Origin of the sequence: Halobacteriovorax sp. DPLXC-1, from assembly GCF_036903125.1 — a bacterium.
In the GTDB taxonomy this organism is placed as follows: Bacteria; Bdellovibrionota; Bacteriovoracia; order Bacteriovoracales; family Bacteriovoracaceae; genus Halobacteriovorax_A; species Halobacteriovorax_A vibrionivorans.
On record NZ_JAYMCO010000001.1, the window covers coordinates 1,479,408 to 1,493,606 of the forward strand.

General features: G+C 33.6%; 18 protein-coding genes. 12 read left to right on the forward strand and 6 right to left on the reverse strand.

Going from position 1 to position 14,199, the window contains the following annotated elements; all coding sequences use genetic code 11:
* Positions 1-34: 34 nt before the first annotated feature.
* Positions 35-901, reverse strand: a complete 867-nt coding sequence (locus VCM44_RS07110; protein WP_120404972.1) for a vWA domain-containing protein — start codon at positions 899-901, stop codon at positions 35-37.
* 8 nt (positions 902-909) lie between these two features.
* Positions 910-1,665 (reverse strand): MotA/TolQ/ExbB proton channel family protein, encoded by a 756-nt coding sequence (locus VCM44_RS07115; RefSeq protein ID WP_115363201.1) that lies wholly within the window; start codon positions 1,663-1,665, stop codon positions 910-912.
* Between the two features lie 70 nt (positions 1,666-1,735).
* Between VCM44_RS07115 and VCM44_RS07120 the strand changes: the two genes are divergently transcribed.
* The 10 genes from VCM44_RS07120 (at position 1,736) to VCM44_RS07165 (ending at position 10,641) form a co-directional block, all read left to right on the forward strand.
* Positions 1,736-2,164: an acyl-CoA thioesterase gene (locus VCM44_RS07120; protein ID WP_120404971.1), complete on the forward strand. Its 429-nt coding sequence runs from the start codon at positions 1,736-1,738 to the stop codon at positions 2,162-2,164.
* Positions 2,165-2,173: 9 nt separating this feature from the next.
* Positions 2,174-2,902 carry an ABC transporter ATP-binding protein gene (locus tag VCM44_RS07125; RefSeq protein WP_334678398.1) on the forward strand — a complete coding sequence of 243 codons (729 nt, stop codon included), beginning with the start codon at positions 2,174-2,176 and terminating at the stop codon, positions 2,900-2,902.
* On the forward strand, positions 2,895-3,728 hold the full coding sequence (locus VCM44_RS07130) for an ABC transporter permease (RefSeq protein WP_158536909.1): 834 nt from the start codon (positions 2,895-2,897) through the stop codon (positions 3,726-3,728). The genes VCM44_RS07125 and VCM44_RS07130 overlap by 8 nt, the downstream gene beginning before the upstream one ends.
* The gene (locus VCM44_RS07135; RefSeq protein ID WP_334678399.1) at positions 3,728-5,092 is read left to right on the forward strand and encodes a hypothetical protein; all 1,365 of its coding nucleotides are present in this window, start codon (positions 3,728-3,730) and stop codon (positions 5,090-5,092) included. The genes VCM44_RS07130 and VCM44_RS07135 overlap by 1 nt, the downstream gene beginning before the upstream one ends.
* A 23-nt stretch (positions 5,093-5,115) precedes the next feature.
* The gene (locus tag VCM44_RS07140; protein ID WP_115363190.1) at positions 5,116-6,387 is read left to right on the forward strand and encodes an acetyl-CoA C-acetyltransferase; all 1,272 of its coding nucleotides are present in this window, start codon (positions 5,116-5,118) and stop codon (positions 6,385-6,387) included.
* A gap of 331 nt (positions 6,388-6,718) precedes the next feature.
* Positions 6,719-6,946 (forward strand): hypothetical protein, encoded by a 228-nt coding sequence (locus VCM44_RS07145; protein ID WP_334678400.1) that lies wholly within the window; start codon positions 6,719-6,721, stop codon positions 6,944-6,946.
* Entirely contained in the window at positions 6,943-7,590 is a 648-nt protein-coding gene (locus tag VCM44_RS07150; RefSeq protein WP_334678401.1) for a hypothetical protein, read from the forward strand. Before VCM44_RS07145 ends, VCM44_RS07150 begins: the two co-directional genes overlap by 4 nt.
* Before the next feature lie 284 nt (positions 7,591-7,874).
* Entirely contained in the window at positions 7,875-8,528 is a 654-nt protein-coding gene (locus VCM44_RS07155; protein ID WP_334678402.1) for a transposase, read from the forward strand.
* A 510-nt stretch (positions 8,529-9,038) separates the two neighbouring features.
* Positions 9,039-9,359 carry a hypothetical protein gene (locus VCM44_RS07160; protein ID WP_334678403.1) on the forward strand — a complete coding sequence of 107 codons (321 nt, stop codon included), beginning with the start codon at positions 9,039-9,041 and terminating at the stop codon, positions 9,357-9,359.
* Positions 9,360-10,065: 706 nt separating this feature from the next.
* Positions 10,066-10,641, forward strand: a complete 576-nt coding sequence (locus VCM44_RS07165) for a hypothetical protein (RefSeq protein ID WP_334678404.1) — start codon at positions 10,066-10,068, stop codon at positions 10,639-10,641.
* Positions 10,642-10,733: 92 nt separating this feature from the next.
* Here VCM44_RS07165 and VCM44_RS07170 read toward each other — a convergent pair whose 3' ends face one another.
* The 3 genes from VCM44_RS07170 to VCM44_RS07180 are packed head-to-tail and all read right to left on the reverse strand — an operon-like array spanning position 10,734 to position 12,166.
* Positions 10,734-11,009 carry a hypothetical protein gene (locus tag VCM44_RS07170; protein WP_115363188.1) on the reverse strand — a complete coding sequence of 92 codons (276 nt, stop codon included), beginning with the start codon at positions 11,007-11,009 and terminating at the stop codon, positions 10,734-10,736.
* Positions 11,010-11,019: 10 nt separating this feature from the next.
* Complete coding sequence (locus tag VCM44_RS07175; protein ID WP_115363186.1) at positions 11,020-11,367, reverse strand: hypothetical protein; 348 nt, start codon at positions 11,365-11,367, stop codon at positions 11,020-11,022.
* A gap of 58 nt (positions 11,368-11,425) precedes the next feature.
* Positions 11,426-12,166, reverse strand: coding sequence for an NAD-dependent deacylase (locus VCM44_RS07180; RefSeq protein WP_115363184.1), 741 nt, complete (start codon positions 12,164-12,166; stop codon positions 11,426-11,428).
* A 49-nt stretch (positions 12,167-12,215) separates the two neighbouring features.
* Here VCM44_RS07180 and VCM44_RS07185 point away from each other — a divergent pair, with 49 nt between their 5' ends.
* Entirely contained in the window at positions 12,216-13,232 is a 1,017-nt protein-coding gene (locus tag VCM44_RS07185) for a metal-dependent hydrolase (protein WP_334678406.1), read from the forward strand.
* On the opposite strand, the gene VCM44_RS07190 is transcribed toward VCM44_RS07185, so the two are convergent.
* The gene (locus VCM44_RS07190; RefSeq protein WP_334678407.1) at positions 13,221-13,886 is read right to left on the reverse strand and encodes a hypothetical protein; all 666 of its coding nucleotides are present in this window, start codon (positions 13,884-13,886) and stop codon (positions 13,221-13,223) included. The genes VCM44_RS07185 and VCM44_RS07190 overlap by 12 nt on opposite strands.
* Positions 13,887-13,922: 36 nt before the next feature.
* Here VCM44_RS07190 and VCM44_RS07195 point away from each other — a divergent pair, with 36 nt between their 5' ends.
* Positions 13,923-14,195, forward strand: a complete 273-nt coding sequence (locus tag VCM44_RS07195; protein WP_133296971.1) for a hypothetical protein — start codon at positions 13,923-13,925, stop codon at positions 14,193-14,195.
* The last annotated feature ends 4 nt before the right edge of the window (positions 14,196-14,199 follow it).

A 14,199-nucleotide genomic window follows, 5' to 3' on the forward strand; every position in this document is an offset into this window, starting at 1 on the left:
TTCTAGTTATGAAAAATCGTAAATTTCGCCAACTTTAGAAGCCATAGAAAAAACCGTTATTGGATTTTGTTAAGTTTCTTAGGAATTTGTATAAGTTAGAGGATTTACTGAAGTTTTTGGCCCCTACTCCGATAGCATTAATCTGAACCTTGCGAAGACGGTTCTTAGTCGTGACCTGTTTGACGATATCATCGATATTATCGGGAGATGCTGTTGCTCCTGACTTTGTTGGTGAGCCATCACTTAATAAGACAATATCACTTAGATCAGAATATTGATCGAGGGTGTACATTAAAGCTGCTCTAGTTGGTGTCGTACCATTTGGAGTAAGCCTAGCAAGAAACCCATATACTTCTTCTTTTACTTTTAGATTATGAAGGCTTTGTAAAACACCCCAAAGAGAATAATATGATGAGCGATTAGGTCCTGGATAATAAATGATATCAACTTTATAGTCTTTACCCATTGAGGCAATTAACATTTTAAGGCCAGCCTTTACTTCTCCTATACGGTCATCTGTTGCCATTGATCCAGAAACATCAATGACAAAGGCAACATTCTTTCCTTTAAAGTTAAATCCTACATCATTAGTATTTGATGTATCATCTTGCTTCTTAGTGATCTTTTCAACGCTATCTTCTTTCTTAGGTTTTATACTTTCCTTAAGTTTTTGATTTAGCTCTTTTATAAGGTCTTGTTGTTGCGCTACAATTTTTTGACATTGATCTAGTGCCTGTGAGTTATCGACACAGACCTCTTGCTTTTGTGGTGGCTTTTGGGCAACTGGCTTTTCATTTTTTGGAACGACAATAAATAAAATAATGACAGCGCCGAGGGCACCAGAAAGTAGATCAAGAAATGAAATATTAAAGACGTCGATGGACTTTCTTTGGCGGCGCATAGACTTCCTTATACTTCGATTTTATTAACAAGGTTTTCAATGACATATTCCTTTGTTTTCATATGGAATTTGTCTGTTTTCTTTTGTAGGTCATGAAATAACCACATGAGAATAATACTTAAGATTAGTGCAACAAGTGTTGTATCGAAAGCTACACCAAGTGTTGCTGTAATGAGATTCATATCTTTTGAATTTGCAATCATCAATGCACTTGAGATACCTAGAACAGTTCCAATAAAACCAAGAGAAGGAATGGCCCACAGTAGATAGCGAATATTTGATTGTTCTGTTTCAGAATTATCGCGATGAAGATCAGTGATAATATTAATAACTTCTAAGACTTCTGAAATACTTTTTGAAGAGCGAAACTTTGCACAAGAATTTTTTATTAATTGAGTAAGTAGAGTTTTTGAGTATTTCTTTTCAAATTCTTTAACATTTCGGCCAATTTCAATGACTTCATTTGCCATTAAAAGGTGACCTTCATTAGTCGGTAAAAGATTTGCTTTAAAATATGATTTTTCAGCTTTAATTTGTGCCTTTAAAGATTTGATCTCTTTATAAGACCAAATAAATGCCATATAGGTTAACCACTGTATATAGCCGCCTTTAATAAAGTCTCCACCTAATAGGATTAATATCCTTGAGACGATACCATCTTTTGCAAAAATATCCGACAGATATGCTCCGTTTAAAATGACAATAAAAACAGTACTGAAAACAACGGCCTGTCCAATGAGTTGCAATTCTTTCTTTTCTAGCATTGAGCTACCTTTTAAATTATGATGATAAGTATATGTTATTATAATTATATCGAATTTTAAAAGGATATAAATGGTGGGAAAAAATAGTGAAGCTCAAAGCGAGCAAGAAAATATTCAACCTGAAGGTGAGCTTTCAGTAAGAACTCTAACAATGCCATGTGATACTAATCACAATGGTGATATTTTTGGAGGTTGGGTTCTTTCTCAAATGGATATTGCAGGTGCAATCTATTCAGGAAAAAGATGTAACGGACGAACTGCCACAATCGCAATTGAGGCCATGAAGTTTATTCAGCCTGTTGGTGTTGGGGATATTCTTTGTTGTTATTGCTCTACTGTCAAAGAGGGAAATACTTCTTTGTCTGTAAAGGTTGAGGCTTGGGTTGTTCGTAAATTTGAAACAGAACGAGTTAAAGTAACAAGTGGTGTTTTCACATATGTTGCTATTGATGAGGACAAACGTCCAAGAAGTATTAATTCTAAAACAGTTCTAAAATAAAGGTTATCTATGAGTGTTATTGATGTACGAGGTGTATCGAAGAGATATCGTGACCAATTGGCCTTAAGTGATTTTTCTTTAAGTGTTGAAAATGGCGATGTTGTGGCATTGCTAGGGCCAAACGGAGCAGGGAAAACGACATTTGTAAAATGTATGTTGGATTTAATAAGCGCTGATTCAGGTGAGATTACAATATTTGGAAAGTCTTCTAAGGATCCACGCTCGAGAGAAAGTCTCGTTTATCTTCCAGAGAAGTTTAATTTTTATGATTATTTCACAGTAAAAGAAACACTTAAGTTCTTTGCAGAATTTCACGGTGTGGAAAAGTCTCAAGTAAATGGAAGAATTGATGAGGCCTTAAAGAAGTTATCGATTGATAAGTTTGAAAAGAAGAAATTAAAAGAACTTTCTAAGGGACAAATGCAAAGAGTTGGTCTTTGTATTGCTGTCGTTGCCAATAAGGAGCTTATCATTTTAGATGAGCCTTTCTCTGGCCTAGATCCAATTGGAATTAAAGATGTAAAAGATATCTGCCTTGAATTATCACAACAAGGAAAGACGATTTTAATCAACTCTCATATTCTTTCTGAGGTCGAGAAGTTTGCAACAAAGGTAATTATTCTAAATAACGGTCAAGTCAAAGCTCAAGGTCCTCTAAATGAAGTAAGAGGGGATATCTCATTAGAAGAGCGTTTCTATGATTTAGTTAAAAATGATAGTGGAAGTGAACATGCTTAATTTAATAAATTTTACATTAATTAAAAATACAGTAGAAAAAGAAATAAGAAATAAGTCAGTTATCTTTTTATTTGTTCTAACATTTGTAGTTATGTACTTAGGTGGCGTTTTAACCAATACATTACAAATTGAAATAGAAGAGTCTGGCTTTAGTACATATCTAGCAAATGCTAGTATGACAGTTGTTATTTGGGTCATTAGCTTAAGTGCAAAACTTGTGGCGGCCCTTATCGCTGCAAATATCTTTAAAAGTGACTTAGAGAGTGGAGTTATTTCTCAGATCTTAGCATTACCAATTAAACGTTCTTCATATGTTTTAAACCGTATGCTTGGTGGAGGGATCTTAAGCTTTCTTTATCTTGTGATAATTCTTGTTATTGGTATGATTATTTTAAGTGTAAATAATCTACTTCCTAAGGGAATGGACTTACCAGTCATAAGTATGATTGCTTCACTTATTCCCCATTTTATACAGATTATAATCATTATGTTTGTAAGCTGTTTTTTAAGTTTATACTTTAATAAAATTGGGACTTTATTATTAACTTTATTTTATGTTCTGGCTTCAATCGGAACTTATGCATATATTAGCAGTGGAAACCCTGTTATCACAGGCTTTAATATATCATCTATATTTGGAAGTATCTTTTATGGAATCTTACCACGTATTGGTGAAGTTTCTGCTATTTCTGATATGCTTTCATTTGGGGCCGAGCTTGATGGTGAAAAAGTTAAGAGTATAATATTTGGTCTAATTCATTTAGTTGCAACTTTAAGTGCATGGGGATTTTTATTTAATTATTTATTTAGAAAAAGATCGTTCTAATGAGAAGAATACTTATTATACACTCAGATCAAGGTGTTCAATCTAGCTTGCGAGAATATCTCTCAAATGAATACTCATTTGAAGTTGAGTCGATTAGACATTTTGAAGAGATTAAATCACCAAAAGAATTATCTACTTTTGACGGTATTCTTTGTGAAAATAAGTATACTGATAAGGAAGGCTTCAATGTTACTTCTGGCCGAAACTTAATTAACTTCTCTATCGATCATTCAATTAAAAAGCCAATCATTATCTTAGGTGAAGTGGAAGTTGACTATGGAAATTATGTCAGTCTACCTTCACGCTTTTCATTAAGAGACGTGAGTCTTCAGTTAATCAAGAGCCTTGGTGTAACTGAAGAAGAGTTAAGGCATCTTAAAATGCCTGATTATATCCAGGTTGAGATATCCAACTTCTATCAATTATCAAATCCTTGTTGTGATATTTATATTAAAATGACTAAAACAGGTGAGGATCACTACGTTAAGCGTATTTATGCTGATGATGTTCTAGATAAGGATATCGTTCGTCGTTATGAAGATAATAATCTAACTCATTTCTATGTTCAAAAGGAAGACTTTGAAAAATTAATGGGACAAATTTTATCTCAATCATTAAGTAAAGTCGTTAAAGCTTTTAAGCAGGGAAGTAAGGTATTAGAAACAAGTTCTGATACTTATGAGATCTCTCAGAATTTATTAAATGATATGGGAATAACTCCTCAGACTGTTAAACTTGCTAAGACTTCAATTGTGGCCATGCAAAAGACTATTGCTGGCTCTAAAAAGTTAATGCCACTTTTAAGAGGATTACTTGAAAATGAAACATCTTATGCCTTTAAAAGAAATTATCTTATAAGTTTATTCTTTTATCAGATTATTCCAAATCTCGGCTGGGGGCGTGGAGACCAATTAAAGCAAACTATGGATAAGGTATGTTATATCTGTTTCTTTCACGACATTGTTTTAAGAGATGAGGAGTTACTAAAGATTCACGACTCTGAAGACTTGGCCTTGGCCGATATTACAGCAAATCAAAAGAAGCTTGTATTAGAGCATGCAAATATGTGTACAACACTTCTACAGGAAATCTCAGGGATTCCTAGTGGTATTGATGTTATTGTACGCCAACATCATGGGGCATTAAATGGAATTGGATTCCCTGATGTCTACACATCCAATCTTTCTCCTTTAGCAATTTGTTTTATTGTTATTGAGAAGTATGTCGTTGAAATTCTTAAGTGTCTTGAGAATCGTGAAAAACTAAAGCTTAACTCGATATTATTAGAGCTCGATGACTTTTTTCATTTAAGTAGTTATCGTAAGATAGTTTTCGAATTAAAAAGCCTTATTAATCCTAATTAACATCATAATATAAAGGGAAAGTTATGAATCAAAGAAAAGTATGTATCGTTACAGGTTCGAGAATTCCATTCGCTCGCTCTGGAACAAAGTATCAAGGAGTTTCTAATAAGGAACTAATGACAGCGGCCCTTAAAGGTCTTGTTGATAAAATGAATTTAAAGGGAAAAGAAGTTGGTGAAGTTGTTCTTGGAGCTGTTAGTAAACATGCTTATGACTTTTCTTTGGCCCGTGAATGTACAATTGAAGCAGGGCTTTCATTTCATACTCCTGCAACAGATATTCAAAAAGCTTGTGGCCTCTCTCTTGAGGCCTCTAATATTATCGCCATGAAAATTGCTACAGGACAAATTGAATGCGGTATTGCAGGTGGTGTTGATACAAATAGTGATATTCCAGTTGAGTTCTCTAAGAATTTCTCAGATGCTATGAGTAAAGCAAATTATGCTCGTTCAACAGGTGATCGTATTAAGGCTTTATTGAGTATTCGTCCAGCGGACTTAAAGCCTTCATTTCCTGCTGTAAAAGAGCCTCGTACAGGTCTTTCGATGGGACAAAGTTGTGAACTTATGGCGCAACGTTGGCAGATTCCAAGAAGTGAGCAAGATCAATTAGCATGGGAGTCTCATCAAAATGCAGATCGTGCATATAACGAAGGCTTCTATAGTGATCTCGTTGTTCCATTTAAGGGATTAGAAAAGGATGGGATCTTAAGAGCGGATACGACAGTTGAGAAAATGGGAAGTTTGAGAACGGCCTTTGAGAAGTCCGATAAGGCGACATTAACTGCTGCAAATTCAACTCCTCTTACTGACGGAGCATCTGCCGTTTTCTTATGTAGTGAAGAATATGCAAAAGAAAATAATCTAGAGATTCAAGCTTACTTTACAACTTGCCAGTCTGCTGCAGTTGATTTTATTGAAGAAGAAGGGCTTCTTATGGCCCCTGTTTATGCCGTTCCTAAACTTTTAAAAAGAGCAGGCCTTACTCTTCAAGATTTTGATTTCTATGAAATCCATGAGGCCTTTGCTGCTCAAGTTCTTTGTACTTTAAAAGCTTGGGAAGATGAAGAATTCTGTAAAACAAAACTAGGGCTTGATGGGGCACTTGGATCAATTGATCGCTCGAAGCTAAATGTTAAAGGTGGATCTCTTGCTCTTGGACATCCATTTGGTGCTACTGGCGCAAGAATTGTGGCAGGCCTTGCTAAAATGCTTAATGAAAAAGGCGGTGGAAGAGGACTCATCTCAATCTGTACAGCAGGTGGGATGGGAGTCGTTGCCATTGTTGAAAAATAAATTTTCTAATAAAGAAGGGCATCTTAGTGATGCCCTTTTTATAAATTCAACTTTAAATAATATGAGAATATTCGCCAATATTTTGTACTTCTTGAATTTCGAAAGTTAAAAATTTAAGTCAAAAGATACATTTTCTAAAGGATATCTTTAGAAACTGCTCGCCTAGCTTTTTATAGTACTACTCTCTTATGTCGTAGTTGTGCATTTTCTTTAACTTTGACGTATAAGTCTTTGAATTTATTTCCTATTTCAAAGAAATATTAGTTTTCTTTTTCAGAAAAGTTAACTCTACCCGATACTCAATTAAATATAAATATTTGATGAGGGATAAATGAAGAGTTCATTCATAGTTTTAGTTTTTTGTTCTTTTTTACTTTTTAGCTGTAACTCTGGAACAGGAGATGGTGGTTACTCTTATATGAATGGAGGGCCGGCACCGGGTGGAAGTTTCGGAGCATTTATTAAAGCAGAATCGTACTCGTTTTTAGCTTCAGGTTCACTAGTGCCAACAGTTATATCGAAAATAGCCGAAGAGTTTGATGCGGAGGAACTTCAATGAAAATGATATACCTAACGATGCTAATTTTTCTATTTGGCTGTGCAAGTTTTGTCGATACTTCTTCAAAAAAGCTTATTAAGCCTACAGATGAGAAGTTAGAATTAAAAGTTACGCTTTACTCAATAGATAGTAAGAAGAAGCTTGTTAAATTCCCTAAATTATTAGTGGATCAAATTAATAGTGTAAATGGTTGTGATCTTTCTGCATCTGGAAAACTAATGCAAGAGGAAGCTCGATTAGACACCTCTTATGCTTTTAGGTTCTTGTGTGAGTTAATAGTTAACTTGAAAAATAATGGTTTTAAAAAGGTTATTTTTGTCACTAACAATAGTGATTTTAAAAGTAGTAACTATTTGAACCTAAATATTGAAATCAATCACAACCAAAGTTTTGGGAAAAAAGCTTGGCAGACAGTTAATATTATTACTTTGGGACTTCTGCCATACTGGAATACTAAAAACTACCTTGTTAAAGGAAAATTTAGCAAAGGAAGTAGAGAGTTTTCTATAAGTCACAGCTTTTCTGAGGTCAGACAACTTTTTCTACTACCGGCAATGCCTTTTCTTGATGGTCTAAATTCAGCGACTAATAAAGTTCACAAAGAAATAGCTAATAAAATAATTAATGAGATAAATGGTGGATGATAAGTGAAGTCTCTATGCTTTCTGATATTCTCTTTATTTTCCCTTGGCAGTTCTGCTTTAACTCTTAATCTTAGTACAGGAGGAAGTGGAGACTCTGTGGAAGAAATAAGACTTAAGTAATAAAGGTTCCAGGTGCTTTTTCTTTGTGCTGGGCGTTTCTAGATTTTTGGAATAGTTTATTAAATATTTATCTCGTAGACAGAATTTCGTTAAGTATATTAGGTGCTTACGTTTCCTTGATCTTAAAACCTTTTTGCTTCATTACTTAGGATTGAGAGGTAGTAATGGGACGAAGAAAGACGCTAAGATCGAATAAATATCCATATCATGTTGTTGCAAGGTCACATAATAAAACTTGGTTCCCTTTACCTATTAAGGAAATGTGGGAGATATATTTAAGTACTTTAGAAAAAGTAGTTAGGGATTATAATGTAAAAATATACGCTTTTACACTTATGAATAATCACTTTCATCTAATGCTTGAGACTCCAATGGCAAATATAGATGAAGTGATGTATTGGATAATGAAGACCTCAACTTTAGAAGTTCAAAAAAAGGCCGGTGTTTTAAATTCAATTTATGGCGGCCGTTATAAATCCTCTTTGTTAACTAATGCAAGCTATAGGGCCAATACTTATAAATATATCCTACGAAATCCTGTTAAGGCTAGCCTTGTAGCAGAAGTTCAAATGTACCCGTATTCGTTTTGTTCATTATTTGGTCATGAAGTTCCTGTTATTGCTTCGGAGCTGATTGATTTATTCGTATTTGATTTGTATCGAGCAAATGAAGTTTTAGAATGGTTAAACAATAGCTTCAATATTGATGAGGATAAAAGTATATCTCAAGGATTATTAAGGCCAGATTTTCGTTATGGAAAGGACTTGCGAAATAGAACAATCGAACCAGAGATAATTCATCCAAGATATACTAAGTAGGATAGCTTATGGGAAGAGATTGTTCCTGTGCAAAACTCGAATTCAAATCAAATCTCTCTGTTTTAGTTATAATTAATTTCTACTGTGAAATCTTACACTTATCTTATAAACCTTATGTATATCTCAAGTTGATGATTTTGTTCAACTTTCTTCACTATATTGTCGATTAATAGCTAATACGATTTTAAATCAGTTACGCGGTGTCAACGAAAAAGCACCTGGAACATGATCTTTTTTGTATGATTTTTATATGTACTGCGTATTATGTTTTGCTAGAACAATTTAATATGCCTTAGATTAAAGGATATCATTAGCATGAATTATTCAGATGTTTTGTATGTCAGAAAATTTTCAAGGATTAACAACTTCATATATTTTTTTATACTATCTTTAATCTTCTTTTCTTTAGTATATAGTGATTATTCTCTTCGTTTAAGAGAGGAGTATATTGAGATGTCTTATAACTTCTTCATGGGTGTGCTTATATTTTCAGTTTTCATTATTTTTATAATGACCGCTACCAACTTCTTTAGAAATAATACTGAAATTGGAAATAGAATTATTGCATTTAAAATGGAGCGAGTTCTATGTATCCCTACGTCAAATTGGAAATTTATTCCATTCTTAAAAAAAGAGAGAAGAGTTCCATTTGATATGATTAAAAAAGTATACATTGATTATAAGAATATTGAACGTTTTAAGTTTTTTGAAATAACAGTGGTAACAAATGATTTTAATAACTTTATTATTAAGGACAAGGAGCCACGTCTTCCTGAGGCTGAGAAATTTCTTGTTAAATTAAAGTCGTTAGATTTATTTAACGTTGAGTAAAGTCTTAGTTGTTAAATAATACAACGAAAAAGCAACTGGAACAATTATTCTATAAGATTTTTCCATGTTTTGTGGTGTAACGGTAGAGGAACAAGTAAAATAGATAGAAAGTGTATGAATAATAGTTCAAAGTTTTTTTTATTTAAACATTTTTTCAACTATATTGTTTATATAGGCTTGATTGTTGTTACATTGTTTTTAGATTTAGGAATGACTCCTCAGCTTAAGTTTTTTACTTTTCTTTTTTGTACTTTAATTGTTATAAGGCTAGTTTTAGATTTTGTGCATATTCTTTCGTCAACAAGGGAGAGCGATGGCAAAAACTTTTTTGATCGTCTAGGAAAAAAGTATCAGAAAGAATTTATATTATACTTTAAATTTGAAAATTTCAAAAGACGAGTCTTCGGAAACTTGTTCTTCTTGACCTTTTTAATTCTTGTATACAATCAGTTTAACAAAGAAGCCGGAGAGTGTCTGTTAGTACTTCTTGTACTATTATTAATCCCCGAAATTATATTGTTTTTCTTTTTCAAAGATTTGATAAAACAATAAAGCATTGCTGGGTGTGAAAGACTAAATACATAAACAGAGCTAATTAAGTATATGTTGGAATTTTCGACGACATTCTATTTACTACTGTTTCTTTAATCAATGAATATGGATGTGACGATAAGAAATTAAGATCATCGGAAGGGGGATCATATATATGGTAAAATGGTTGGTGATTATAACTTCTCTGCTTGTATTAACATCATGTTCACTTTCTGAGTTTCAAAAAAACATGGTTGGTTTTTATAAAAGAAATGGTGTTTTAAAAACTTATGATAAACTTCAAATAAAAGAGAGGATTGAAAAATATAAATATAACCTCTTTGGGAAAATACGGATCTATTATGATGATATGTTAATCTCTGAAAATTGTCATTTTGGTTTTGATAATGGAAATGGTACTGATGGTCACTTATTAAATATGGATGGGAGGTATGTCATAAGTAGTGATCAGAGCGTTGTCTATCTTCGAAAACTGTACTGTGTTATTGGAGATAATAATCCACGTTTTAAATATTTATTTAAAAAGAAAGATATTAAATTAAATTTAGGGAATAATGTATTTAATAGTATAGAGTTATATTTTGTTAAAGATAGTACAAATGATAGTTGCAGTATTCTCCAAAATAATAATGTCTCCTTAGATAAAGTTATAGTGAATAATGATTACTTTAAACCAAGAGAAGTTGATTTAAAGTTGTTAAATAAGGTTCAAGGTGGGGTTTGTCCGTAGTTTAATATATACTAATAATTAAAGTTCTAAATAAAAAAGGGCATCAATGATGCCCTTCTCTTTGTTCAAATATAATCTTTAAATTTTTAAAATTATTTTTCGTTACAAGTTTCGTAACAAAGATTTCTTTGAGCTTCGTCAGCAACAAGTGCACACTCATCGTAACACCATGGCATCGACTTATTTCCTGATGCATAGTATGGCCCGTTTAAACATGAGTCCATGATTGCATTATGACATGCCATGAAATCATCTTTATTTGTTATTTCTTTACAAACTTCATTTGCTTGTTTTGCACAAACTTTTAAAACGCTTGCTGAAACATTTACTGATAATACTAAAGTAGCTGCTACTAATAATCCTTTCATATTTTTCCCCTTATAGATCATACACACAAGATGCTTTATTCCCAGTTAGAGACTCTAGCTTTGCTAGTGCCGCTTCGTAGTAATAGGCATCTTCCCCATTAGATTCTTTTAATACATATAATGTTTTGTAATTTGGTAATTCTTTTTCTTTTAAAACTTTAAAATTATCTGAGTATAAGATATTTTCAAGTTCCACAAGTGCGTGGTCTGAGATTCTTGCCCAATTAACGACAATCTTATATTGATGTAACTTTACGTAACCTGTTGCATAATATGCATTTTCACATTGCTCACGTAGCGTCTGCGCATTTGCAAAAAAACTAGTAGCTAGCATTAATATTGCTATTATTTTCTTCATGACCTCTCCAATGTAATTGGCCACTTATAACGAACGCATAACGAAAATAAAAGTTAATTTAAGAGATATGTAATAAGTTCTCAACTATTTTTATGACGCCCTCTGTCGCAGTCTTATCTATTGTGTAGTCAAATAATTGAGCGTTATTAGTTGGATGGGGATTAATTTCAAGACAATATGCACCAGCGCTTTTGGCCATAGTTACAAAGTTGGCCGCTGGATAGACTAAACCTGACGTTCCAATAGAGATAAATAAGTCACAATCAAGTAAAATCTGTTGGATTTCATCGAGATGATGGGGGACTTCTCCAAACCAGACAATATCTGGCCTAAGATTGCCCTTTGTATGACAACACTCACAGCGACTTTCGCCAGTTAAATCGTCAAGCCATTGATAGACACGACCCGTTTTTATACAGCGGGCCTTTAGAAGTTCTCCGTGCATATGATAGACGTTCTTTGAGCCACCAGATTCATGGAGGTTGTCCACATTTTGCGTAATGATATTAACTGTATACTCACCACTTGCTTCAAGTTCACCAAGTTTTATATGGGCAGCATTGGGAGTTACCTCATCGCTTAAAAGCTGACGTCTTCTTTGATTGTAGAATTCATAAACTAAAGTGGGATTGTTTTTAAAGGCCAAGGGGGAGGCCACTTCATAAATATCATGATTTTCCCAAAGGCCATTCTGATCACGAAAAGTCTTAAGACCTGACTCTTTTGAGATACCTGCACCACTTAAGACACAGATATTTTTTATTGAATGTGAACCTGTAAGCTCTTTTAGAAAATCCATGGGAATATGGTATCATAAGCGAGTGAATTTAAAAATATGAGGTTTATAGGTGGATCCAGTTTCTCAAGCCGTTGTGGGAACAATGGCAGCTCTTGGAAGCATACGTAAAAAGAAAACTAAGACGACTGAAAAGGAGTCTGGCCCAAGCTTTAAGGCCATTGCGTTGTGGGGTGCTCTGGGGGGATTAGCTCCGGACTTAGATGTATTAATTCGCTCAGCTAGTGATCCTCTTTTCCATGTACAATTTCATCGCCATTTTACTCATTCCATTTTCTTTATTCCCATAGGTGCTCTTGTCGTCAGTTTATTCTTGCGATTATTTAGAGTGCCAATTAAAAGAAGTTATCTCTATACTTTTCTAGGTTATGCCACTCATGGAACTCTTGATGCTTTTACTAATTACGGGACACAGCTTTTTTGGCCACTCAGTGATATGCGTGTTGCTCTAAATGGTGTTGCAGTCATTGATCCTCTTTGCACAATACCGCTTGTGATTCTTGTCTTAGTCGCTATTAGGCTTAAAGATATACGATTTAATATAGCGGCCATTACTTATCTTTGTTTGTTTATGAGTCTAGGCCTTTACCAAAAGCAGAGGGTGACTGAGTTTTTGATTAGTAAATCGCTAATTAATAATGAAACAACACGCTTTATGGTTAAACCAACAATCTTTAATAATGTCGTATGGAGATCTATTGTTCTAGATCAGTCTCAAGCGAAATTCTATGCTGTAAAAAGTATTCCTTTTGGCGAGATTAAACTTTATCCAAAATATGAGAGCGCAAAGATTGTAAAAGAGGATGAGATTGAAAACTTACTCAAGCATTATGATTCAAAAAAGTTCTCTTATGATTATGAACGCTTTAAGCACTTTACTAGTGGCTACCTACATTGGGGAAAGAATAACACTATAGTAGATTCTCGCTATAGCATTCTGCCATATTCTTCTGAGGCCATGTGGTCTGTTCAATTTCATAAAGGCCCAGGCCACGTTCATTTTAATACTGAAAGGGCCGTTGATGTGAATGCTAGAAAAGAATTCTTAAAGCTACTCTTAGATTTCTAAGAGGTAACTTGATAGGTATTCAATATTTTCTTCTTGCAGCTCGTGAGAGTTAATTTTAAAACTCTTATATTGTGCATTTGAAATGATTGTCTTCAGTTTTTCAAAACTTTTATAAGAGTTCTCATACTCAACAACAGGGTCTCCCTCATTGTGAACTGAAAGGTGAGTGAAGTCTTTATTTTGCCCTAATTTATCAACCCTAGTATTTGAGTTAATGGCAATAGATGACTTAATCCCGCTTATCGACGAGGCCATAATCGGAGCAAGATACCCACCTTGAGAATAACCAATCAAACTCACTGTATTCATAGGCACATTTAATGTATTTAGAAAGTTTTCTAAGGCCATAATTGGTGCCTGCATATCAATATGATAACTACCCTTACTATGATCAAAGAAGTACCAACTATAACGATAATGAATAACTTTTGGTCTTATCTTTGGAATGGGAAGGATGCCATTAGGGATAAGGATTCGAAACTTATCTTTAACTTCATCTGCTAATTTATCAACTAATGTCTCTTTTATTTGCTCAGCATTTTGGGCAAAACCATGCAAGACAAGTAGAGTTTGCTCGGCGTTCTTATTTCCCATCTCAATATAGTCAATCGGTAAAGTCGTTTGGACATTTATTCGGCTAGTATTATTTTCCATATGTCATATAATAGTAGGGGCGAGGAGATATTAAAAGTGAATTCTAGTAGTGTGGACTTGGCCCGTGAAATTGTTTTAGAAAATATTTCATTCTTTGAATGGATGAATATGGAAAATATTCTTATCTCGATAAAAAAAGAAGATCTCACTCTCTTAGATGAGGTCAATATGGAAGTCCTGGAAGATTACTTAAGTGAATTCTTAAATGAGGATTTAATCGAGAGAAAAATTGAAATAATTAACTCTCGAAAAGAGCCTTATTATCGCCGCAAGCAAATTAAAAAGAAAAAGAGGTTTGGAATCTTCTAAGCTT

Excerpts from the sequence above, each read along its gene's own strand:
- VCM44_RS07110 (WP_120404972.1), bottom strand. The coding sequence starts at position 901 with ATGCGCCGCCAAAGAAAGTCCATCGACGTCTTTAATATTTCATTTCTT.
- VCM44_RS07115 (WP_115363201.1), bottom strand. The coding sequence starts at position 1,665 with ATGCTAGAAAAGAAAGAATTGCAACTCATTGGACAGGCCGTTGTTTTC.
- VCM44_RS07120 (WP_120404971.1), top strand. The coding sequence starts at position 1,736 with ATGGTGGGAAAAAATAGTGAAGCTCAAAGCGAGCAAGAAAATATTCAA.
- VCM44_RS07125 (WP_334678398.1), top strand. The coding sequence starts at position 2,174 with ATGAGTGTTATTGATGTACGAGGTGTATCGAAGAGATATCGTGACCAA.
- VCM44_RS07130 (WP_158536909.1), top strand. The coding sequence starts at position 2,895 with ATGCTTAATTTAATAAATTTTACATTAATTAAAAATACAGTAGAAAAA.
- VCM44_RS07135 (WP_334678399.1), top strand. The coding sequence starts at position 3,728 with ATGAGAAGAATACTTATTATACACTCAGATCAAGGTGTTCAATCTAGC.
- VCM44_RS07140 (WP_115363190.1), top strand. The coding sequence starts at position 5,116 with ATGAATCAAAGAAAAGTATGTATCGTTACAGGTTCGAGAATTCCATTC.
- VCM44_RS07145 (WP_334678400.1), top strand. The coding sequence starts at position 6,719 with ATGAAGAGTTCATTCATAGTTTTAGTTTTTTGTTCTTTTTTACTTTTT.
- VCM44_RS07150 (WP_334678401.1), top strand. The coding sequence starts at position 6,943 with ATGAAAATGATATACCTAACGATGCTAATTTTTCTATTTGGCTGTGCA.
- VCM44_RS07155 (WP_334678402.1), top strand. The coding sequence starts at position 7,875 with ATGGGACGAAGAAAGACGCTAAGATCGAATAAATATCCATATCATGTT.
- VCM44_RS07160 (WP_334678403.1), top strand. The coding sequence starts at position 9,039 with ATGACCGCTACCAACTTCTTTAGAAATAATACTGAAATTGGAAATAGA.
- VCM44_RS07165 (WP_334678404.1), top strand. The coding sequence starts at position 10,066 with ATGGTAAAATGGTTGGTGATTATAACTTCTCTGCTTGTATTAACATCA.
- VCM44_RS07170 (WP_115363188.1), bottom strand. The coding sequence starts at position 11,009 with ATGAAAGGATTATTAGTAGCAGCTACTTTAGTATTATCAGTAAATGTT.
- VCM44_RS07175 (WP_115363186.1), bottom strand. The coding sequence starts at position 11,367 with ATGAAGAAAATAATAGCAATATTAATGCTAGCTACTAGTTTTTTTGCA.
- VCM44_RS07180 (WP_115363184.1), bottom strand. The coding sequence starts at position 12,166 with ATGGATTTTCTAAAAGAGCTTACAGGTTCACATTCAATAAAAAATATC.
- VCM44_RS07190 (WP_334678407.1), bottom strand. The coding sequence starts at position 13,886 with ATGGAAAATAATACTAGCCGAATAAATGTCCAAACGACTTTACCGATT.